At 68.7% G+C, this 20,329-nt stretch carries 19 protein-coding genes and 1 tRNA gene; 15 read left to right on the forward strand and 5 right to left on the reverse strand.

Translation table 11 applies throughout. The features are described from left to right. Positions 1-124: 124 nt before the first annotated feature. Positions 125-2,542 carry a DUF6049 family protein gene (locus ACT3T9_RS17775; RefSeq protein WP_444607203.1) on the reverse strand — a complete coding sequence of 806 codons (2,418 nt, stop codon included), beginning with the start codon at positions 2,540-2,542 and terminating at the stop codon, positions 125-127. 105 nt (positions 2,543-2,647) lie between these two features. Here ACT3T9_RS17775 and ACT3T9_RS17780 point away from each other — a divergent pair, with 105 nt between their 5' ends. From ACT3T9_RS17780 to ACT3T9_RS17830, 11 genes are all read left to right on the forward strand, one after another. Then, the gene (locus tag ACT3T9_RS17780; RefSeq protein WP_441444887.1) at positions 2,648-4,123 is read left to right on the forward strand and encodes a CCA tRNA nucleotidyltransferase; all 1,476 of its coding nucleotides are present in this window, start codon (positions 2,648-2,650) and stop codon (positions 4,121-4,123) included. A gap of 142 nt (positions 4,124-4,265) precedes the next feature. Next, entirely contained in the window at positions 4,266-6,956 is a 2,691-nt protein-coding gene (locus tag ACT3T9_RS17785; RefSeq protein WP_444607204.1) for a transglycosylase domain-containing protein, read from the forward strand. A gap of 17 nt (positions 6,957-6,973) precedes the next feature. Next, a complete protein-coding gene (locus tag ACT3T9_RS17790; RefSeq protein WP_444592035.1) occupies positions 6,974-7,177 on the forward strand; it encodes a TFIIB-type zinc finger domain-containing protein in 204 nt (67 codons plus the stop codon). 204 nt (positions 7,178-7,381) lie between these two features. Then, complete coding sequence (rpsF, locus tag ACT3T9_RS17795; protein ID WP_441444882.1) at positions 7,382-7,699, forward strand: 30S ribosomal protein S6; 318 nt, start codon at positions 7,382-7,384, stop codon at positions 7,697-7,699. Between the two features lie 56 nt (positions 7,700-7,755). Beyond that, on the forward strand, positions 7,756-8,319 hold the full coding sequence (locus ACT3T9_RS17800) for a single-stranded DNA-binding protein (RefSeq protein WP_441444881.1): 564 nt from the start codon (positions 7,756-7,758) through the stop codon (positions 8,317-8,319). A gap of 84 nt (positions 8,320-8,403) precedes the next feature. Continuing rightward, a complete protein-coding gene (gene rpsR, locus ACT3T9_RS17805; RefSeq protein WP_441444880.1) occupies positions 8,404-8,640 on the forward strand; it encodes a 30S ribosomal protein S18 in 237 nt (78 codons plus the stop codon). Between the two features lie 17 nt (positions 8,641-8,657). Then, the gene (gene rplI / locus ACT3T9_RS17810; protein ID WP_441444879.1) at positions 8,658-9,131 is read left to right on the forward strand and encodes a 50S ribosomal protein L9; all 474 of its coding nucleotides are present in this window, start codon (positions 8,658-8,660) and stop codon (positions 9,129-9,131) included. Between the two features lie 146 nt (positions 9,132-9,277). After that, positions 9,278-10,078 (forward strand): hypothetical protein, encoded by an 801-nt coding sequence (locus tag ACT3T9_RS17815; protein ID WP_444607205.1) that lies wholly within the window; start codon positions 9,278-9,280, stop codon positions 10,076-10,078. Positions 10,079-10,133: 55 nt separating this feature from the next. Then, positions 10,134-10,409, forward strand: coding sequence for a hypothetical protein (locus tag ACT3T9_RS17820; RefSeq protein ID WP_441444877.1), 276 nt, complete (start codon positions 10,134-10,136; stop codon positions 10,407-10,409). 70 nt (positions 10,410-10,479) lie between these two features. Continuing rightward, entirely contained in the window at positions 10,480-11,910 is a 1,431-nt protein-coding gene (locus ACT3T9_RS17825) for an amino acid permease (protein ID WP_442332822.1), read from the forward strand. Between the two features lie 129 nt (positions 11,911-12,039). Then, positions 12,040-12,123, forward strand: a tRNA-Leu gene (locus tag ACT3T9_RS17830). Positions 12,124-12,180: 57 nt separating this feature from the next. On the opposite strand, the gene ACT3T9_RS17835 is transcribed toward ACT3T9_RS17830, so the two are convergent. Next, a complete protein-coding gene (locus ACT3T9_RS17835) occupies positions 12,181-12,864 on the reverse strand; it encodes an AAA family ATPase (protein ID WP_441444876.1) in 684 nt (227 codons plus the stop codon). A gap of 61 nt (positions 12,865-12,925) precedes the next feature. On the opposite strand from ACT3T9_RS17835, the gene ACT3T9_RS17840 reads away from it, so the two are divergent. The 3 genes from ACT3T9_RS17840 (at position 12,926) to ACT3T9_RS17850 (ending at position 15,153) form a co-directional block, all read left to right on the forward strand. Next, positions 12,926-13,120: a hypothetical protein gene (locus ACT3T9_RS17840; protein WP_444607206.1), complete on the forward strand. Its 195-nt coding sequence runs from the start codon at positions 12,926-12,928 to the stop codon at positions 13,118-13,120. After that, on the forward strand, positions 13,117-13,947 hold the full coding sequence (locus ACT3T9_RS17845; RefSeq protein WP_444592031.1) for an alpha/beta fold hydrolase: 831 nt from the start codon (positions 13,117-13,119) through the stop codon (positions 13,945-13,947). The genes ACT3T9_RS17840 and ACT3T9_RS17845 overlap by 4 nt, the downstream gene beginning before the upstream one ends. Before the next feature lie 90 nt (positions 13,948-14,037). Beyond that, positions 14,038-15,153, forward strand: coding sequence for a magnesium and cobalt transport protein CorA (locus tag ACT3T9_RS17850; protein WP_444502069.1), 1,116 nt, complete (start codon positions 14,038-14,040; stop codon positions 15,151-15,153). 111 nt (positions 15,154-15,264) lie between these two features. On the opposite strand, the gene ACT3T9_RS17855 is transcribed toward ACT3T9_RS17850, so the two are convergent. After that, complete coding sequence (locus tag ACT3T9_RS17855; protein ID WP_441444873.1) at positions 15,265-15,816, reverse strand: NYN domain-containing protein; 552 nt, start codon at positions 15,814-15,816, stop codon at positions 15,265-15,267. A gap of 613 nt (positions 15,817-16,429) precedes the next feature. On the opposite strand from ACT3T9_RS17855, the gene ACT3T9_RS17860 reads away from it, so the two are divergent. Continuing rightward, the gene (locus tag ACT3T9_RS17860; protein ID WP_444607207.1) at positions 16,430-18,124 is read left to right on the forward strand and encodes an HNH endonuclease signature motif containing protein; all 1,695 of its coding nucleotides are present in this window, start codon (positions 16,430-16,432) and stop codon (positions 18,122-18,124) included. A 152-nt stretch (positions 18,125-18,276) separates the two neighbouring features. Here the strand turns inward: ACT3T9_RS17860 and ACT3T9_RS17865 are convergent, their stop codons facing one another. Continuing rightward, entirely contained in the window at positions 18,277-19,338 is a 1,062-nt protein-coding gene (locus tag ACT3T9_RS17865; RefSeq protein ID WP_442332352.1) for a Gfo/Idh/MocA family protein, read from the reverse strand. Positions 19,339-19,400: 62 nt separating this feature from the next. Continuing rightward, positions 19,401-20,294 carry a sugar phosphate isomerase/epimerase family protein gene (locus tag ACT3T9_RS17870; RefSeq protein ID WP_444592029.1) on the reverse strand — a complete coding sequence of 298 codons (894 nt, stop codon included), beginning with the start codon at positions 20,292-20,294 and terminating at the stop codon, positions 19,401-19,403. Positions 20,295-20,329 lie beyond the last annotated feature (35 nt).

The raw sequence follows: 20,329 nt of genomic DNA on the forward strand, positions 1-20,329 counted from the left end.
CCGAGCAGACGCGAGACCATCGACCCCGCGGCCATCAGGACGCTGGCCCGCAGCAGGGTCGAGCGGCTCGAGGGGGTGCCGTGGCGTCGATGGCGAGGGACGTGCTGGACTCGGCGGGCTGTGCTCATCGGTGGCCCTCCTCGTTCTGGTCCGTCGTGCTCTGGTGCGCTGTGCTCGGGTCTGGATCTGGGGTCGCGTCGGTGCTGGTGCTGGTGTCCGCTCTGCGCGACCAGACCTCCTCGGCGGCGCTGGTGTCGAGCGTGGAGCGGCCGGAGCGGGAGAGCTCCACCGGGTCCTCGGGACCGCGGATGGCCGGTGCCCGGGTCGAGGATCCGGTGCGGCGGGCCCGCGCGACTCCCACGACGACCAGCAGACCCATCGCGATCACCAGCAGCAGGGTGGTCCAGTTCTCCCAGGAGGGGTTGACCGTCAGCGGGACGTCGACCGGGGAGGTGAGGGCGCGGCCGTCCTCCGTGGTGAGCACGGTGGTGAGGGTGACGGTGCCGTTCGCGATCGCCTCCACGTCCACGGCGGCGTCGATCTGGCCCCGAGCGGGGATCTCCACCATCTTTGACTCACCGATCTTCACCAGGGGACGGTCGGAGGTGACCTGGATGCGCACCGTGATCGGGGTGTCCAGGTCGTTGCTGATGGTGATCGGGACGCTCACGGCGTCGGAGATGACGTTGTATCCCGAGGCGGGAACCACTTCGATGCGGTCCTGGAGCTGCGCGGCGCGGGCGGAGGCATCCTCGGCGCGGGCTGCCGGGATCTCCGGCTCGCCGCGCCAGCGCAGCGAGGTGCCGGCCAGGATCTCGAGCCGGGACGCATCCAGCGGGGAGTCGTCGTCCATCGCCGCGGCGAGCGTGTCGACCTGCTCCCAGGCGGCATCGAGCTCGATCAGCGCGGCGGGATCCAGCAGTTGCGGCTCCTCTGCCTCCGCCAGAGTGCCCCAGCGCCCGTTGTCGGTGGGCCCGCTGGGGTGCACGTCCTCGGGGGTGATGCGTCCCAGGGCGTACAGCTCCTCGCTCTCGCTGCGGGGGTCCGTGCTCCAGTCCTGGTGATCGGCCGTATCGAGCAGGGCGCTGGTGCGGCCCGCCTCGATCCAGGGCGCCTCCGCCAGGGCATCCAGCGCGGCGCTGGCCGCCGCCGGGTCCAGCACCGCATCCGCCGAGGGGGAGATCAGCAGATGTCGGGGTGCGCTGGCGTACTCGGAGGCGATGGTCGCGGTCTCCGCGAGGAGCCGCTGCTGGGTCTGCTCGGCATCGGACCCCTCGGTGAGCAGCGAGAACTCGGCGGAGAGCTCGGGGTCAGGGGTCAGCAGCTGGAGCTGGGCGCCGGGGGTGCGCGCCGATTCGTAGATGCCGACCGAGCTCGGGGTGACGGTGGAGCTCAGGGACTCCCGCAGCGAGCTGGCGGGGATGATGGCGGAGGTCCCGCCCGCGGCGAGCACGGAGTCCAGCTGCTCGGGATCGGCGACGGTGCCGTTCACCGGCAGTGCTGCGGCACGGGGCTCGATCCCGTGCTCCTCCCAGACCTGATCGCCCCGGTCATGGACCACCCCGGCGAGGCGTTCGACCCCCGCCCGCTGCAGGCTGACCGGGTCCGCCTGGGCATAGGGCATCGCCAGCACGGTCCGCTCGCCGATGGACTCCTCGAGCAGGGCGGCGAGCTCGGCGGAGCGTGGATCGGGCGCGTATTCACGCACCGGGCCGAGGGGGAGGTCCTCGTCCGCATCGCCCTCGGCCGGCCCGTCGGCATCGTTCTCGAGGGGCATCTGCGGCGGATCCAGCAGCGCCGGATCGAGCCACCAGTCCACGTCCTCGCGCTCTGCGAGGCCCCGCACCGACGCGAGCCGGCCCGACTCGGAGGACCTCGCGAACGCCTCCGGGTCGCTCACCGCGGCGGAGGCATCCTCCGAGGCGAGCGGCAGCAGCACCGACTGGGTGATGGTGTCGGTGGCGTCCGCGGGCCGCCACACCACGAAGGTGCGCAGGGTGCTCAGCGGCTGCTCCTCCGACGTGACGGTGAGCGAGAGCCGCCGGGTGCCCCAGAAGTAGGGCTCTGCGGAGTAGTCCAGCTCCTCCGCTGCGATCTGCACGGTGAGCAGGGTCTTCTCCCCGGGTGCCAGCTGCGGATGCGCGGGTGAGCTGGCGAGCGCCGTCCCGGAGGTGTCGGGGGAGCTGTTGGACTGCCAGTCGGCCAGGACGGCGCGATCCGTCACCCGAGCGCTGCGCGTGCGCAGATCGAGGGACAGGTCCGACAGCGGCTCGGAGGAGGTGTTGGTCACCTCGACCTGCGCCTCGAGAGTCCCGCCCGGCGCGAGGGAAGTGGGGGTGAGAGAGACGAGATCCATGCTCACGGCAGCATCCGCGCTCGTTCCCGGCGGTGCCGCGGGGGCGGGTGCAGCAGGCGGCGCCGGCGCCGCATGCGCGGCAGGAATCAGGGTCGACGAGCCGCTCACCAGCACTGATGAGGCCATGACCAGTGCCGTCAGCAGCGCCGCGAGCACCGGGCGCACGGACAGCGGGAACGACGGCATGGTGACACTGTAAGCGGCCGCTACCGTAGGGGCCTGCAGGTGCACGACACCTCTACAACGCCACCGCACTGAACAGCACCGCACCGAACCAGGACAGGACCTCCCGTGACCGATCCCGTCGACGAGACCGCCGCGCGCCTCGACACCGCCCGCACCCGGGCGGCCTCCATGTTCCGGGCGCTGCCCGAGGAGATCCACGAGTTGGGACGGCTGTTCGAGGCGGCCGGGCACGAACTCGCCCTGGTGGGTGGTCCGGTGCGGGATGCAGTGCTGGGACGCTCCAGCGCCGACCTGGACTTCACGACCTCCGCCCGGCCCGACGAGACCGAAGCGATCCTGCGCGGATGGACGCGCGAGGGTGCGATCTGGGACATGGGCCGCGACTTCGGCACCCTGGGCGGGGTGCGCGACGGGGTGAAGGTCGAGATCACCACCTATCGCACCGAGTCGTACGACCCCACCAGCCGTAAACCGCAGGTCGAGTACGGCGACAGCCTCGAGGGCGACCTGTCCCGCCGGGACTTCACCGTCAACGCGATGGCGGTGCGGCTCCCCTCGCTCGAGCTGGTGGACCCCTTCGACGGGCTGGGCGACCTCGCCCGCACCCTGCTGCGCACCCCTGTCGCCCCCGCCCAGTCCTTCACCGACGACCCGCTGCGGATGATGCGAGCGGTGCGCTTCGTCTCCCAGCTCGGGTTCCGGATCGAGGACACGACGGCCGACGCGATCGAGCAGCTCGCGGAACGCATCACGATCGTCTCCGCCGAGCGGGTCCGTGAAGAGCTGGTCAAGCTCATGCTGGGCGCCGACCCGCGGGGCGGGCTCGAGCTGCTGACCGTTCTGGGCCTGGCCGCGCACGTGCTGCCGGAGCTGCCCGCACTCCAGCTCGAGGTCGATGAGCACCACCACCACAAGGACGTCTACCAGCACACGCTCACGGTGCTCGACCAGGCGATCGACCTCGAGTCCCCGGCCGGCTCCGGAGGTCCCTGCGAGCGCCCTGACCTGGTGCTCCGCCTGGCCGCGCTGATGCACGACGTGGGCAAGCCCGCCACCCGGCGCTTCGAGGAGGGGGGCGTGGTCACCTTCCGCTTCCACGAGACGGTGGGGGCGAAGATGACCGCGAAGCGGATGCGCGCGCTGACCTTCGACAAGGACACCACCAAGAAGGTCGCCCGCCTGGTGGAGCTGCACCTGCGCTTCCACGGCTATGTCGAGTCGCCATGGACCGACTCCGCCGTGCGCCGCTATGTCACCGACGCCGGCGACCTGCTGCCGCAGCTGCATCGCCTCACCCGCGCCGACGTCACCACCCGCAACCGCCGCAAGGCCCGTTCCCTCGCCCTCGCCTATGACGAGCTCGAGGCGCGCATCGACCACCTCGCCACGCAGGAGGAGATCGGGAAGATCCGTCCTGACCTCGACGGCAACCGGATCATGCAGATCCTGGACCTCCCGCCCGGCCGGGTGGTGGGAGAGGCCTATCAGCACCTGCTCGAACTGCGGATGGAGCACGGTCCGCTGGGCGAGGAGCGCGCCATCGAGGAGCTCCGCGCCTGGTGGGCCGCCCGGCAGGTGTGAGCAGGGCCGCACCGGACGTGCACACCCTGTGTGCTTCGACGCCAGGGAGTTCCGTCGGCCGGGACGTCGTGCTCATACTGGGAGGCCGTGCACCAGCGGTGCGCGCGGAACCGTCCGCCCCCTCGTAGGACCAGGAGCAGTCATGAGCGATTCCCGACGCTCGTCCCGCGGCTCGTCGAAGAACTCGGCGGGCGGTGGTGCACGCCGCGCAGCCGGTGTGCGCCGCGCATCCTCCTCGACGTCTGCAGCGAAGTCCGCGAAGGGCCCTGACGCGAAGCACTCTGCCGCCAAGGGCGCCAGCCGCACCGGCCGCAGCTCCGCCTCCGGGGCGGACGCCAAGGGCAGTTCCCGCACCGCCTCGGCGAAGACCAGCGCAGGAGCGAAGAACAGCGCAGCAGCCAAGAGCAGTGCCGGAGCCAAGAACGGCGCAGGAGCGAAGGCACCGACCCCCCGCACCTCGGTCAATGCCCGCCACGCCGGCACCGCCGCAGCCGGCAAGGGCCGCAAGGGCACTAAGAAGAAGGCCGCGGCCACGAACTTCCTGAATTATCCGCGGGCCGGGGCGAAGAACCCCTGGCGCTGGATCCCCTCGCTGCGCATGATCGTCGGCGCGATGGCGCTGATGGTGCTGGCCGGGCTCGGCTTCGCCGTCTGGCTGTACAACGACACCGAGCTCCCCGAGCCCTCGGACTTCGCCCTGGCTCAGACCTCCCGCGTGTACTACGCGGACGGCGAGACCGAGATGGGCCAGTTCAGCGAGGTGAACCGCACCGAGCTGCCGGCCGACGAGATACCGGAAAGCCTCAAGCAGGCCGTGGTGGCCAGCGAGGACTCGAGCTTCTACGAGAACCGCGGCGTCTCGCCGCGCGGCATCGTGCGCGCGATGGTCAACAACCTCCAGGGCGGCGCCCGGCAGGGCGGATCGACCATCACCATGCAGTACGTCGAGCGGTACTACACCGGCACCGAGACGTCCTATGTGGGCAAGGCCAAGGAAGCGATCATGGCCTTGAAGATCGACCAGGAGCTGTCGAAGGACGAGATCCTCTCCCGCTATCTCAACACCATCTACTTCGGCCGTGGCGCCTACGGCGTGCAGGAGGCCTCGCAGGCCTACTTCGGCAAGGACGCTTCCGAGCTCACCGAGGCGGAGGCGGCTCTGCTCGTGGCCGTGATCCCCGCCCCCTCGTCCTACGACCCCGCGAACAACCCCGAGGAGGCCACGCGCCTCTGGGACCGCGTGATCACCCGGCAGGTCAACGAGGGCCAGCTGACCGCCGCAGAGGGCGACGCGCTCACCTTCCCCGAAACCATCGAGCCCAAGAACGAGAACTCGCTCGGAGGCACCAAGGGCTACCTCCTAGCGCAGGTGCGGGGCGAGCTGATCGAGGCGGGCTTCACCGAGGACGAGATCAACACCGGCGGGTTCACGATCGTCTCCACGATCGATCCGACGATCCAGAACAACACCGTCCAGGCGGTCGACAACCTGCCGGACGACCGGCCCGAGAACAACCGCGTCGGCACCGTGACCCTCGATCCGTCGACCGGAGCGATCCGTGGAATGTACGGCGGTCCGGACTACGTCGCCCAGGCGCAGAACGACGCCACCCAGTCACGGATGCAGGCCGGCTCGATCTTCAAGACCTTCACCCTGATCGCCGCGCTCGAGGACGGCTTCCCGCTGGACTCCCGCTGGGACGGCAACTCCCCGAAGGACTTCCCCGATGTCCCCGGCGGCTGGGAGGTCAACAACTTCAACGACGTCGACTACGGCCGGGTGAGCCTGGAGAAGGCCACCGCCAGCTCGATCAACACCGCCTATGCCGAGGCGAACCTCGAGATCGGCCCGCAGCGGACCATGGACACGGCGATCTCGCTGGGCCTGCCCGAGGGCACCCCCGGCCTGAACGCCGAGCCCTCCAACGTGCTGGGCTCCGCCTCGCCGACCGTCGTCGAGATGGCCGAGGTCTACGCGACCATCGCCGCCGGCGGCGTGCACCGGGACGCCTTCATCGTCGAGTCCGTGACCCGGCCCGACGGCTCCTCGCGCTACCAGCACGAGGCCACGGACACCCAGGCGATGGACGAGGAGGTGGCGATCAACGCGACCGTCGCCCTGCAGGGCCCGCCGAAGGTGGGTTCCGCACGATCGCTGCTGGACACCATGGACGGCCGCCCGGTGGCGGGCAAGACCGGCACCTCGGAGAAGTTCCGCTCCGCCTGGTTCGTGGGCTTCACGCCGCAGCTGGTGACGGCGGTGGGCATGTTCCAGCCCGGTGAGGACGGCTCCGAGGAGACCCTCACTCCCTTCGGCGGGGCCAAGAACATGACCGGCGGCACGGCTCCCACAGACGTCTGGGGCGACATCATGGCACCCTCCCTCGAGGGTCAGGAGATGCTCGACTTCCCCGAGAAGGTCCGACTGGACAACGAGAACCGCGAGCGGAGCTACACGCCCCCGCCGCCCCCGCCGCCCACTACGGAGGCGCCGGAGCCGACGGAGGAGCCCAGCGAGGAGCCGTCGGAGGAACCCAGCGAGGAACCCTCCGAGGAGCCGAGCGAGGAGCCGTCGGAGGAACCCTCCGAGAAGCCCAGCGAGAAGCCCTCGGAGAAGCCCAGCGAGAAGCCGGCGGATCCGACCACCAAGCCCGGGAACGGGAACGGCGGCGACAACACGCAGCCCACCGAGAAGCCCACCTCTGAGGAGCAGGGCGGCGGGGACACCAGCGCCGGTCGCGGAGGCGGGAATTCCGGCAAGGACGACGTTGTCGATGCCCTCCCCGGTGCGACCTCGGGCACGAACGGCCGCGGAGGCACCCGCCCCGTCTGAGATGGCACCATCGGGTCATGCGATGCGAACAGTGCAATAGGAAGATCCGCGGCAAGGCGTACACCTCGATCACCGGCCGGAAGCTCTGCGACCGCTGCGGGACGCAGCTCCAGGGTCGCACCGCCGGGGTGGTCGCCGGCGGCGGGATCGCCGGCGGGATCAGCACCGGGGGCTGGTATGCCCGGGTCAGGAAGGCGATGGGTCGTCCGCCGCGCAGCTGATCCACGCTCGACCTGTGGTCCGCCGCTGTGATGCGTCGTTGTGATGCGCCGCGCACCCGTCGGCCTCCTCTGGCCGATGGTCCAGCGCGCAGGTAGGCTGGGCCGGTCCGTGACGTGCATCGCCGATGCTCTAGCGGGCGGCATGAACCCTCCTGCCACGGAGAGACCGTGGCCGCAGAGACCACAGGAGGTGGGTACAAGAACATGCGTAAGTACGAAATGGTCGTCATCCTCGACCCGTCCGTCGACGAACGGACCGTCACCACAACTTTCGAGAAGCTCGTCCAGGTCGTTCCGACCGAAGGCGGCACCATCGACAACGTCGACGTCTGGGGCAAGCGGAAGTTCGCCTACGAGATCGATAAGAAGTCCGAGGGCATCTACATCGTCCTGAACTTCACCGCCAAGGCATCGACCGCGCAGGAGCTCGATCGTCAGCTCGGGCTCAACGAGTCGATCATGCGCACCAAGGTCATGCGTCTCGACGACAAGGTCAAGGCCCCGCGCGACGACGCCAAGTGACCTGCGGTCGCTGACCCCCGCACCACCCCACCCCATCCTGGAGCAGAGGAGCCCCCATGGCGAATGACACCGTCATCACGGTGATCGGCAACCTGACCGCCGACCCCGAGCTGCGTTTCACGCAGTCCGGCGTTGCGGTCGCGTCGTTCACCATCGCGTCCACCCCCCGCACCTTCGACCGTCAGTCGAACGAGTGGAAGGACGGCGAGGCGCTGTTCATGCGCTGCTCCATCTGGCGCGACGCCGCGGAGAACGTGGCGGAATCGCTCGAGAAGGGCTCCCGCGTCGTCGCGCAGGGGCGTCTCAAGCAGCGCTCCTTCACCGACCGTGAGGGCAACAACCGCACCAGCATCGAGCTGGACGTGGACGAGATCGGTCCCTCCCTCAAGTACGCCACCGCGAAGGCCACCAAGGTCCAGCGCGGCGGCGGCGGCGGAGGCGGCCGTGGCGGCTTCGGCGGCGGCGCCCCGCAGGGCGGTGGCCAGGGTGGCTACGGTGGGAATCAGGGTGGTCAGGGCGGCTACAGCAACGCGCCGCAGGGTGCGCCGCAGGGCGCCCCGGCAGCCGACCCCTGGGCCGGCGGCGGCAACCAGGGCGGGTACGACGACCCTCCCTTCTGATCGCCTCGGCGATCGACGCAACACACTGATCCATTCCATCCCGGGTGCATGCCCGGGCTCCCCTCAGAAAGAAGGAGCACCACGATGGCCAAGCCCTCACTTCGTCCCCCGAAGAAGAAGCAGAACCCGCTGAAGGCCGCGGGAGTCGAGACCGTCGACTACAAGGACGCTGCGCTGCTGCGCAAGTTCGTCTCCGACCGCGGAAAGATCCGCGCCCGCCGAGTCACCGGCGTGTCCGTCCAGGAGCAGCGCAAGATCGCGCGGGCCGTGAAGAACGCCCGCGAGATCGCTCTCCTGCCGTACTCGACCTCCGGTCGCTGAGCGAGGAAGGGAAACACATGACCACCAAGCTCATCCTCACCAACGAGGTCTCGGGTCTCGGCGCCGCCGGCGATATCGTCGACGTCAAGGACGGCTACGCCCGGAACTTCCTCATGCCCCGCGGTCTCGCGACCCCGTGGACCAAGGGCGGCCAGCGTCAGCTCGACCAGATCCGTGCGGCACGCGGCAAGCGTGCGATCGCCAGCATCGAAGAGGCGCAGGCACTGAAGGCCTCGCTCGAGTCGAAGCCCGTCGTCATCGCCGAGCGCGCCGGCCAGAACGGCCGTCTCTTCGGTGCGGTCTCCTCCAAGGAGGTCGCCGAGGGCGTCAAGGCGATCTTCGACAAGGACATCGACCGTCGCACGGTCGAGTTCGTGGCCCCGATCCGCTCGCTCGGCGAGCACAGGGCGACCGTCCGTCTCCACGAGGACATCTTCGCGAACCTGCTCGTGCAGGTCATCGCGGCGAAGGGCGCTGCAGCCCAGGCCTGATCAGCCCCTCGGCCCTCGGGCCGGCCAGAAGCGTCCCGCACCAGCGATGGTGCGGGGCGCTTCTTTGCATCGACCCTGATGGGGTACGTTCTGCGGGGGACTTGAGCAGCCCGGGACGCCGCACCGCACGAGCAGCAGGGGGACGCATGCGCACGACCCTACGACCATTCTCGGTTCTCGCCGCCGCCGGTGCCGCAGCACTCGCCCTCGCGCTGTCCGGCTGCAGCGGCGGAGGGGACGACGAGGACTCAGCGACCCCTGCGCAGACCACGGCAGCGGCTGCACCGACAGGAGCCGCGACGACGGAGGCAGAGGCGACCACCGAAGGCGAGGGTCGTTCGGAGGGATACGCCCCGGTCGGTGAGTTCCCGGTGCTGAGCCTCGCGCCGATGGCCACCGACGACTCCCCCGGGAGCGACGTCGCACCGGACCGCCTCGCCGAGATCGCCGCCGGAGTCGCGGGCGTGGAACCGGCGGACGTCACCTGCCAGGACACCCTCAAGGGCGGCAGCAGCAGCCCGGTGGACTGCACCGTCACCTCCACCCAGGACCCGGTCACGGCCTACCCGGTGCTCAGCGGAGTCTCCGGCCAGGAGGACCACTCCCTGGTGGTCGCCGGCCAGCTCGCCCAGGTCCAGGCCGAGATGGTGATGGACACCGAGGTCAGCGTCCACTACGGCCCGACCGCGCTGTTCTTCGACGACCCGGCGCTGCTCGAGCAGGAGGGACTGGTCGAACGGGTCCAGGCCGAGCTCGAGAGCCTCGGCCTGAGCGATACGCTCGAGACCTGCGAAGGCATCGTCGGCGAGAGCACCGGCCACACCGGGGTGCGCTGCACCGGCACCCAGGACGCCAGCCCGGCACCCTTCGAGGCCCAGCTCTACCCCACGCTCTCCGCGAGCGGCGACCCCGTGACCTTCGCCCTGATCCATCGACCTATGCAGTGAGAGCGCTGCAGTGAGAACTCTGCAGTGCGAGCGCTGCAGTCAGAGAGAGGCCCCCATGTTCGGCAGCAGGCAGCAGCAGAAGCAGATCGAGACGCTCCAGGCACGGGTCCGCGACCTCGAGGGACTCGTGGACGAGCTCGCCGCGCGCGCTGGCGTGAGCAGTGCAGAGCTGCGCGAGCTGGAGAGCGGCGTCGGCCCCCGCATGCCTGAGGAGTGCGTGCGCCTGGTCGCCGAGGGTCGGACCATCCAGGCCATCAAGGCGTATCGCGAGCACACCGGCGCGGGTCTCAAGGAGGCCAAGGAGGCGATCGACCGTTACCGCGGGGCGTGAGCTCCCCGCAATGATGTGACTCGGATCGGCCGGGCGTGAGGGCGCGACTCGCGGGGGCTACGCTCGAGCGGTGACTTCTCCACCCCGTGACACCGTGTCCACGCCTCACGGCTCGCTCGCCCGCTCCCTGGGGCATGGCCAGATGGCCATGATCGCCATGGGCTCCGCGCTAGGCACCGGCCTGTTCCTCGGTTCCGGCGAAGCGATCGGCATCGCCGGCCCTGCGGTGATCATCTCCTTCGCGCTCGGCTCCCTGATCGCCGCCACCGTCGCGCTGGCGATGGGGGAGATGGCCTCCCGCCATCCCGTGCGCGGCGGCTTCGGCACCCTCGCGGCCCACTACCTCTCCCCGTTCTGGGGCTATCTCACCCGGTGGCTGTACTGGATCGTCACGGTGTGCGTGACCGGGGCGGAGCTGGTGGCCTGCGCCGCCTACCTCGCCTACTGGGTGCCGGCGATCCCGATCTGGGCCGGGATCCTGCTGTTCGCCGCGCTGATCATCGCGATCAACCTCATCAGCGTCGGCTCCTTCGGCATCGTGGAGTTCTTCCTGTCCTCCATCAAGGTGATCGCCGTCTTCGTCTTCATCCTGGTCGGTGCGGTGCTGGTGCTCTTCGGCCTGCCGGACACCCCCGCACCCGGGCTCGCCCAGCTCACGGCCGACGGAGGCTTCGCCCCGAACGGCTGGGCGCCGGTGTGGATCGCGCTGTCAGTCGTGATGTTCTCCTTCGGTGGCATCGAGCTGCTGTCGATCACTGCCGCTGAAGCCAAGGACCCGGCCCGTTCCATCCGGACCGCCGCGCGCACCACCGTGGTCCGACTGTCCTTCTTCTATGTGTTCTGCATCGCGATCGTGCTGTGCCTGGTGCCGTGGCGCACCGCCGCCGGCACCGGCGAGGACGTCGCCACCTCCCCTTTCGTGATGGTCTTCGACCAGCTCGGCATCCCCGGCGCCGCCCACATCACCAACCTGCTGGTGCTCATCGCTGCTCTGTCGGCGGCCAATGCGAATCTCTACGCCGGCAGCCGGATGATCCACTCCCTGGCCGTGGATCGCCTGGCACCCCGCTTCGCCGCCCGCACCACGAAGCACCGGGTTCCCGTGGTCGGCATCGCCCTGAGCTCGGTGGGCCTGCTCGGTGCGGCTCTGCTGAACCTCAGCGGCGTGGGCGGCGTCTTCGGTTACATGATGAGCCTGGTCGTGTTCGCCGTGATCCTGGTCTGGGCGCTCATCCTGTGCACCTTCATCGCCTACCGGCGGCGGCACGTCACCGGCGCCACCTTCCACATGCCGGGCGGGATCGGGAGCGCGATCGTCGGCCTGGTGGGACTCGCGGCGGTCTTCGCGACCATCACGGTGCGGCCGAGCATGCAGATCGCCGCGATGGTGGGCGTCCCCGCGGTGCTCGCGGCGACGGTGCTCTACATCGCTGTGGCCCGCCGTCGCATCGACCCGGCGGACATCGAGGAGGCCTTCGCCGAGGCGGAATCGATGCGCTGAGCCGAGCTCACACCTGCCGGGACGTGGCGTTCGTTACTGTGCGGGGCGTCGGCTTGGGCTGAAGGTACTGCAGGGGTAACCTAGTGGAATCTTCGGTCTTGGTGACTAGAGTCCCGGTGCCGAAGGAATGCGCAAGTGGCGGAATTGGTAGACGCGCACGGTTCAGGTCCGTGTGCCGGAAACGGCGTGGGGGTTCAAGTCCCCCCTTGCGCACCGCAGGAATTACCCCGGTTCATCGAGATGAACCGGGGTTCTTCATGTCCGCGTCGGTCAGGAATCCAGCCTGCCGGCGCGCTCCACGGCATGGACGATGGCCTCCACCGCGGTGGCCTGGGGGATGCGACTGGTGTTGATCATGAGGTCGTAATGCACCGGCTCTCGCGGATCCCAGCCATAGAGTGAGGTGGACATGTCGGTGCGCACCTTGTCGTCCTGCCGGCGGCGCTTCTCCGCCTGCTGCAGGGAGATCCCCGCCAGCTCTGCCGTCCGCGCCACGCGGCTCTCGGCAGCATCGGTGAGCAGGACGTGCAGGGTGCGGGGCCGGTTGGCGAGGATCTTGGTCGCGTTGCGGCCGACGATGACGCCGCCCTCTTCGCCGTAGCGGCGCACTGTGGCGTTGTTGTCGTCGATGAGCTCGCGCTTATCGCGCTGTGCGTCGACGTACTCCATCCCGTCCCCGCCGCCGAAGGCGCCGCCCATCGCTGCGAGCACCTGCGAGAGGTTGACCCGGCTCTGGATCGTCTGCGCGGTGGCGGACTGGTCCTGCGGTGCGCCCTCCGCCTCGATGTCCTCCGAGCTGAATGCCTGCGCGTGATACGGAAGTCCCAGCCGCTCGGCGACGGCGCGACCGACCGCATCCGCACCCGAGCCGTACTCCTCCCAGATCGTCACCACCGGCCGACGTGAACCATCGGGACCTGGAGTGCTGGACGGATCGGATGCATGCGGGCTCATGGACACCTCCGTCAGAGGTGTCGTTCACATCATACGGTGGATATGGCAGAGGAGGCCTCAATTGTCAGGACAGAAGAACTCGGGTGGGCGCTACGATCGAGCGGGGTCCGGCCTCTCGATCGCGCAGGGCCCGGCGTCGGTCGCGCAGACCAGGATCCCGGTGCGGCTGATCTGGCGTGACCGCAGTCCAGCATCGGCGGGAGACGAGGACGACGGGCAGAAGGTGCGGCGAGGACGGGGCATCATGGCCACATGAGTCCTGACGCCCACTCCACTGCCGCTGAGTTCTCCCTCGTGGGCCACGGCGGCACCCTCGCGGGCCGTGCCTGGACCCGCCCCGCCCCACGCTGGGTTGCCGTGCTCTCTCACGGCTACGGCGAGCACACGGGCCGTTATGACTGGGTCGCTGCCCAGCTGCAGGCGGCGGGCGCTGCGGTCTATGCCGCCGACCACCTCGGCCATGGCCGCAGCGATGGCCAGAGGGTGCTGATCAGCGACTACGCGCCGGTGGTCGACGATCTCGACCTAGTGGTCCAGCATGCCGCCTCCCAGCATCCCGGAATGCCGGTCGTGCTGATCGGCCACTCCATGGGCGGGATGATCGCCGCCCGCTACACCCAGCTGCACTCGGACTCCCTTGCGGCGACCGTACTCTCCGGCCCGGTGCTCGGCTCCTGGGCCACCGTGGACGAGTTGCTCGCGCTCGACGAGATCCCGTCGACGCCGATCGACCCCTGCACGCTGTCCCGTGACCCTGCCGTGGGCGAGGCCTACGTCGCAGACCCGCTGGTGTGGCACGGCGACTTCGCTCGGCCCACCCTTGAGGGCCTGCAGCAGGCGATGGCCACGATCGACGAGGTCGGCAGCGTGGGCGAGCATCCGCTGCTTTACCTGCACGGCGAGGCGGACCGTCTGGTGCCCCTCCCCGCCAGCTGGGAGGGGCTGAACTCGTTGCGGGGCCCGCAGACCTTCGTGAAGACCTACCCCGGTGCCCAGCACGAGATCTTCCACGAGACCAATCGCGATGAGGTGATCGCGGACGTGATCGGCTTCGTGGAGGGTGTGGTCACGCTGCCGGCGTGATCGCCACGATCACGACCCGGTCGCCACGAGCGCCACGCCCGGGACGATGTATGACGACTCCCTGTGGGGAGAGGAAAGAGGAGTAGAGGGATGTCTGTGCGACGACTCGGCCCGTCCAGGAAACGCCGCCCCGATCGGGCCCGTGCGCACGCGGACGGGCGTACCCAGCACAGCGGCGATGCGGCGCCAACGACTCGTTACGTCGCCGGAGGCGTCCCCAGCCGCCAGCCCGACGGGGACTCGATAGCCGATGCCCTGGCATTCTCGCGCGCGGCCCCGGACCGGATGGTGATGTTCTTCTATCCGCGGCCAGACCGCGAGCAGGTGATGGAGCTCGGCGATTCCTGGGACCTGCACCCCCTGCTGCTCGAGGACCTGCTCAACGCGCATCAGCGTCCGAAGCTCGAGCGGTACGGAGACGTCCTGTTCCTGGTGGTGCGCTCGGCCCGCTACGTAGATGCCGAGGAGGAGGTCGACTTCGCGGAGTTCCATCTGCTGCTGCGACCCGGCGCTGTGGCGGTGCTGTGCCAGGACGGGACCTGGATCGACGGCACCCCGGGCCCGCAGCTGGACGACGAGCATCCGCTGACCTCGACCCGTCGGGAGCGCACGGTGCTCGAGGATGTCAATCTCCTGGAGCTTGGCCCGGAGGCCGTGCTCTACCGGGTGCTCGATACGATCGTCGACGGCTACGACCCCGTGCTGAAGGGTCTCCGGGTCGACCAGGAGCAGATCGAGCGGCAGGTGTTCAGCGGCGATGCCGCGGTCGCCGAGCGGATCTATCGGCTCAGCCAGGAGGTCATCGACATGCAGCAGGTGATCTCCTCGTTGCGCGACGTGATCGACGATCTCCAGGCCGGCTTCGGGAAGTACGAGATCCGCGGCGAGCTGCAGGCCTACCTCGACGACGTCGGCGACCACCTGGCGCGGGCCGCATCGCGCGTGCGGGACCTGCGTGATGCCCTCTCCCAGATCCTTGACGTCAACGCGACCCTGGTCGCGCAGCGCCAGAACGAGGACATGAAGAAGATCTCCGGCTGGGCCGCCATCCTCTTCGCTCCCACGCTGATCGGTGCGATCTACGGCATGAACTTCGACGACATGCCCGAGCTGCACTGGGCGTACGGCTATCCGATGGCGATCGGGATGATGATCGCCCTCGGCGTGCTGCTCTTCGTGATCTTCAAGCGCAGCAAGTGGATGTGAGCAGGTTTCACTCGCAAGGAGCTGATCATCCGTGTGACCTGCTCGTGTGATGCACCGGTACGTGACGCGGACATCTCCACGTGCGGCAGCCCCGGCTGACTCTGCGGGGCCTCAGATGAACTCGAGCGGATCGAACTCGTCGATGTTGATGATCCGCACCCGAGGCAGCCGGCTCGTGAACGCGGCGACGTCGTACTCGAGGTCGTGGAACTCGATCCCCGGGATGTCCTGGAGATCTGCTGCCATGAACTCGCGGAAACCGACGAGTGCGGTGCGCCGCCCGGCCGTCGCGGCCAGGTTCTCCATCTGGGGGACGAAGTCCTTGTCGTGGCTGACCAGCATGACGTCCGCCGGACGGGCCAGCAGCGCCTCCGCAGTGCGCTGGATCGCGATGTCCACGACCTTGCCCTCACCGCGCAGCGGGACGGGCTTGTAGCCCATGGCGATCAGCGCCTGGACGAAGCCGGAGGGCAGGCTGTCCTCCACGGCCAGGAAGAAGAGGCCCTTCACCTCCTGCTGCCACGACATCTCCGCATGGTGGAGCAGCTTGTTCCATCGCGGACGCTCGTCGGGCTGGGGGCGTCGGCCGAGGACCGAGACCCCGAGCGTGGCGTCGATGTTCTCGCCGTCCACCAGGAGGTACGTGGTGCGTTCTTCCGTCATAGGTCGACCTTACGCCGTCCTGGACGGCCCGTAGACCTGGGGGCGTGGTGCGAGCGGTGGTGTGTGGGGCGGAGGCGCGGGGGTGACTCCATCGAGGAGCCTGAACGCGGGCAGCTGACCACGGCCTGACAACGGGACAGCCGGCGATGATCCCTTGGTGGGTCTGCGCACGGATCCACTGCCGTGAGGCTGGTGAACGAGATGCTCGCGGCATCATCACTATTGATCCTCCACAGGTGTGGCTTATCCACATTCTCCGGCGTTGTCTTGACTCGTGGAAATGAGGTGTGCACAGAGCCTTTCTCGGGTGCCGACCGCGGCATTATCTGTGCTGAGAATTGCGCACTTTCTGCTGGTCATGTCGTGCCTGCCCGGGGTGCGAAAGTAAAGCTGCGGGAACAGGGGCAATGGGTCGTCGGTGACCTTGGCTCAGGCGACCGTTCCTCCACACGGGTGGTTTTTCCACAACTTTATCCCCATTTGCTGATGACGCTTGGGTAGGTGGGCGATGACGAATAGTCTTGACGAAGAGCACGGGTGCTCGCTCCCAATGTATGGGTGCTTCCTCCCGGCGAATTCGTGAAGGTCTCGAGTGTGGGAGGGGGTGAGCTCGGTGGGTGAGTTCGAGGACCATGAGGGGTTCGAGCGTGATGCGGAGGATGCGCTGCCCTCCAAGCACGCGCTGCCCCCTGAAGGGGCGCCTGCGCCCGAGGGCGCGCCTCCGCCCGACGCTGCGGCAGAGCTGACGGAGTGGTCGGTGCGGGCGCGACGGGTGCTGGATGAGAAGTACCTCCTGGAGGAGGTCGAGGAGGGGAGCCTCGAGGCGGGGCGGGTGCTGGCCCTGCATCGCACGCTGCGGACCCGGGCGAGCCTGTATGCCCATCACCTCCGCCAGCTCGCGACGTTCTTCCGGGAGGACCCTGAGGTCCGCGGGGCGCTGGAGGACGCGGATATGACAGCGCTGAAGGTCGCCGCCGGGCTGCGCTGCACGTACTTCCAGGCGTGGGCGAAGGTGCGCGACGCACATGCCGCCGTCGAGTGGATGCCATCGACCTTCACGTACCTGCGGCGCGGAGATCTGCCGGAGGACTGGCACCACTATCTGCTTCGCCGAGTTCGTCAGCTGACCGAGGAGCAGGCACGTGAGGTGGATGCACATATGGCGGCGGTGGAGCTGCCATCGATCTCGCAGGACACCTATGAGAGGCAGGTCCGGCTCGCGGTCAAGCTCGCGACCGCAGGAGACCTGCCTACCCCGCCCGTGATGGCGCGCGACGTGGAGATCGTGGACATCAACACCGAGAAGGGCACGGCATCGTTGCTGGTGACGGGCCCGATTCTAGAGATCAAGGCGCTTGCGCACCGGCTCGACGTCGCATCCCGGACCGTGCAGAAGGCACAGCGGGCTGCGCTGGAGGCGGGAGAGGAGGGCCCGCTGCCCTTCGACATCGACCGTGACCTGGCCGAACGCGGCGCGGCGATGTCGTTGCGGACCCTGCGGTACGCGATCCTGACCCACTCGATCCTGGACCTCGACACAGTGGAAGAGACCTCGACGCCGTACAAGCTGCTCGTCACGGTCCCGGCGACAACGCTGATGGGCGTTGATGAAGCACCGGCGATGCTGGACGGCATGACCCCGATCCCGGCGGAGCTCGCGCGAGAGCTCGCGGCAGGGGAGAGCACCTGGCAGCGGATCCTCACGGATCCGATCACGGGAGCGTACCTCCCCGTCACCGCCACGACGTATCAGCCGACCGCACAGATGCGGCTCCTGCTGAGGCTGCGCCACCCCATATGCGCGGTCCCTGGTTGCAGTCGGCCGACGGCGATGGCGGCGGAGGACGACCACATCATCGAATACGACCACGACCACCCTGATCAGGGCGGGCAGACCTCGCTGTGGAATCTGCATCGACTGTGCTGGCAGCACCACCAGATGAAGACCGCAGGACGGATCGACCCCGAACGAGACCCGGCCGACGACCCCGGACAGGGTGACGGCACCACCACTGCCGGGGCGTTGGAGACGACATGGATGATCGACCGGGAGATCCGTGCGCGCGCCCGAGAGGACACCGACCTCCTGACCCCGCACACCGTCATGGCGATGCAGCGCGCCTCGCAAGCACACCAGCGCGTCCACGATGAGGCGGTCCGCCTCCATGCTGAGGAGAAGGCCCGCCCCCGCGCGGAGAGGGCTGCGGAGCAGCGCGCCGCAGCCTTCGCGACGGCACACCCCGGCCGAGGAGGGCGCCGGATCATCCCACCCGGCGCCACCCGCGACGAGACCGAACCGCCGTTCTGATCCGACCCCGGGGCCAGCTCGAAGGGCGAGAGCGCCACGCTCGCAGAGAACTCCTGGCGGACCTGACATCGATGTGAGGGACCCCCTCGCACTGCGCCCCGCGGTACGAGCAGGGGTCTCACAGGGGTGGCATGTCCCTCCCCGTGCCCACCTCAGACGAGAGAGATCTCCCGACCCGCCGCTGCCGACTCGTAGATCGCCTCCAGGATGCGCACGATCTCGACCCCGTGCCACGCCGGGGCGATCGACTCCGCACGGCCCAGCGAAGCATCCACGAAGTTCTGGATCTCGTTGGCGAAGCCAGTGCCGAGCTCGAAGGTGCGGGAGGCGATCTGCGGCTCGATGTTCACCACCGAGTCATGCATCTCGGTAGCGATATGGAGCGCGGGCTCGAGCACCGCGCCGCCCTTCTCGCCGTATACCGAGACATCGATCGAGTCCTTGGTGGCATGCAGCGAGTACGAGCAGTCCAGCAGCAACGAGGCGCCGTTCTCGAAACGGATCACCGCATTGGCGAGATCCTCGACGGTGTTCCTGCTGGGGTCGTAGTCCGCGACCTTGTAGCGGGGCATCGTGGTGACGTTCCCGCGGCTGCCCAGCTTGTCGTAGGTGTTGCCGCTGACCGAGACCACCTTGGGGCTGCCCATCAGGTACCAGCAGAGGTCGAGCACATGGATGCCGATGTCCAGCAGCGGGCCGCCGCCGGAGATCTCCTTGTCCGCGAACCAGCCTCCGGGATTGCCCACCCGGCGAATGCAGCTGGCCTTGGCGTAGTAGATCTCTCCCAGCTCCTCCGCGTCGATGAACGACTTCAGCACCTGGCAGTTCGGGGAATGGCGGCGCACGAAGCCGACCTGCACCACCCGGTCGCTCGCCTCGACCGCCTGCTGGATCTGCTCGGCCTCCGCGAGGGTGCGGGCGATCGGCTTCTCCACCAGCACATGCTTACCCGCCTCGATGGCGGCGATCGCCCAGGAGGCGTGCGAGTTGTTCCAGGTGCAGATGGAGACGCCGTCGATCTCGGGGTCGGCGAGCAGCTCCTGCGGATCGGCGTACGCACGTCGGGCGCCGAACTCATCGGCCACGGACTGCGCCCGCTCGAGATTCATGTCAGCGACCGCGATCAGCTCGACATCGGGATTCTTCGAATACGCGGTGAGGTGGCACTGGGCGATGCTGCCGGCGCCGATGACGCCGACTCGGAACTTTGACATGGAGATCTCTTTCGTGACAGGTGGGCTGGACAGCACAGGGGTCGGGCAGTGGGTGCAGGTGGTCAGGCGAACAGGCTCTTGGCGTAGGCGATCCCGCGCTCGCAGCCGAGCAGGCAGTCCTCCCAGCCCTCGAACTCGATCGCGGCGAAGCCCGCGAAGTCGGACTCCTCGATCGCTCGGGCGACCGCGCGCAGGTCGACGTCGCCGTTGCCGACCACCGCTCCTCGCAGGTGCTTCCCGCCGCGGCTGCGGAACCAGCCGGCGCCTGGAGCGGCGTCGGCCGGGCGGAGATAGAAGTCCTTGAAGTGCACGACCATCGCGTACGGGAGGTTCTGGGCGACCGAGACCTCGGGCATCTCGTCCACGCACACGAAGTTGCCGACGTCCAAGGTGGTCAGGAAGTTCGGCTCGTCGACCGCGTGGATGATCCGACGCACCCGCTCCGCGGACTGCACGAAGAAGCCGTGGTTCTCGAGGCTGGTGGTGATGCCCTTCGTCGCGGCGTACTGGGCGATCTGCTTGCAGGCGGCGACGATCGTGGGTAGGACCTGCTCGAACAGGGGTGTGTCGTCACCCTCGTGACCGGTGTGGGGCACCACGTCATGGCGCATCCGGGTGATCCCGAGCAGCTCGGCGAGATCCACATACTTCTTCACCCGCTCGATCTGCGCCTCCAGGATGGAGGGATCGTCGGAGGAGAGGTCCGCGCCGACGGCGAGGTTGGTCAGCGGCACCCCGGCAGCCTCTGCGGCGGCTCGGATCTGTGCCACGTACGCGGGGTCGGAGGCGATGTTCGGAATCGGCGAGCTCGGATCGTCGCCGAGGACGGCGAGCTCGAGATGCTCGCCCTCGCTCGCGGCGACCCACTCGATGACCTGCGGGAGTGTCATCTCTCCGGTGGAGAGCTTGGAGTGGAAGCTGTAGGAGCTGAAGCCGAAGGTGATGTCGGAGGTCATGCGGATCCTTCGCAGTCGAGGGAGGGCGGGGGAGG

This window comes from Brachybacterium sp. AOP29-B2-41 (assembly GCF_052378395.1).
In the GTDB taxonomy this organism is placed as follows: domain Bacteria; phylum Actinomycetota; class Actinomycetes; order Actinomycetales; family Dermabacteraceae; genus Brachybacterium.

Excerpts from the sequence above, each read along its gene's own strand:
- ACT3T9_RS17850 (WP_444502069.1), top strand. The coding sequence starts at position 14,038 with ATGTCTGTGCGACGACTCGGCCCGTCCAGGAAACGCCGCCCCGATCGG.
- rpsF (WP_441444882.1), top strand. The coding sequence starts at position 7,382 with ATGCGTAAGTACGAAATGGTCGTCATCCTCGACCCGTCCGTCGACGAA.
- ACT3T9_RS17855 (WP_441444873.1), bottom strand. The coding sequence starts at position 15,816 with ATGACGGAAGAACGCACCACGTACCTCCTGGTGGACGGCGAGAACATC.
- rplI (WP_441444879.1), top strand. The coding sequence starts at position 8,658 with ATGACCACCAAGCTCATCCTCACCAACGAGGTCTCGGGTCTCGGCGCC.
- ACT3T9_RS17845 (WP_444592031.1), top strand. The coding sequence starts at position 13,117 with ATGAGTCCTGACGCCCACTCCACTGCCGCTGAGTTCTCCCTCGTGGGC.
- ACT3T9_RS17800 (WP_441444881.1), top strand. The coding sequence starts at position 7,756 with ATGGCGAATGACACCGTCATCACGGTGATCGGCAACCTGACCGCCGAC.
- ACT3T9_RS17785 (WP_444607204.1), top strand. The coding sequence starts at position 4,266 with ATGAGCGATTCCCGACGCTCGTCCCGCGGCTCGTCGAAGAACTCGGCG.
- rpsR (WP_441444880.1), top strand. The coding sequence starts at position 8,404 with ATGGCCAAGCCCTCACTTCGTCCCCCGAAGAAGAAGCAGAACCCGCTG.
- ACT3T9_RS17790 (WP_444592035.1), top strand. The coding sequence starts at position 6,974 with ATGCGATGCGAACAGTGCAATAGGAAGATCCGCGGCAAGGCGTACACC.
- ACT3T9_RS17815 (WP_444607205.1), top strand. The coding sequence starts at position 9,278 with ATGCGCACGACCCTACGACCATTCTCGGTTCTCGCCGCCGCCGGTGCC.
- ACT3T9_RS17775 (WP_444607203.1), bottom strand. The coding sequence starts at position 2,542 with ATGCCGTCGTTCCCGCTGTCCGTGCGCCCGGTGCTCGCGGCGCTGCTG.
- ACT3T9_RS17870 (WP_444592029.1), bottom strand. The coding sequence starts at position 20,294 with ATGACCTCCGACATCACCTTCGGCTTCAGCTCCTACAGCTTCCACTCC.
- ACT3T9_RS17835 (WP_441444876.1), bottom strand. The coding sequence starts at position 12,864 with ATGAGCCCGCATGCATCCGATCCGTCCAGCACTCCAGGTCCCGATGGT.
- ACT3T9_RS17865 (WP_442332352.1), bottom strand. The coding sequence starts at position 19,338 with ATGTCAAAGTTCCGAGTCGGCGTCATCGGCGCCGGCAGCATCGCCCAG.
- ACT3T9_RS17820 (WP_441444877.1), top strand. The coding sequence starts at position 10,134 with ATGTTCGGCAGCAGGCAGCAGCAGAAGCAGATCGAGACGCTCCAGGCA.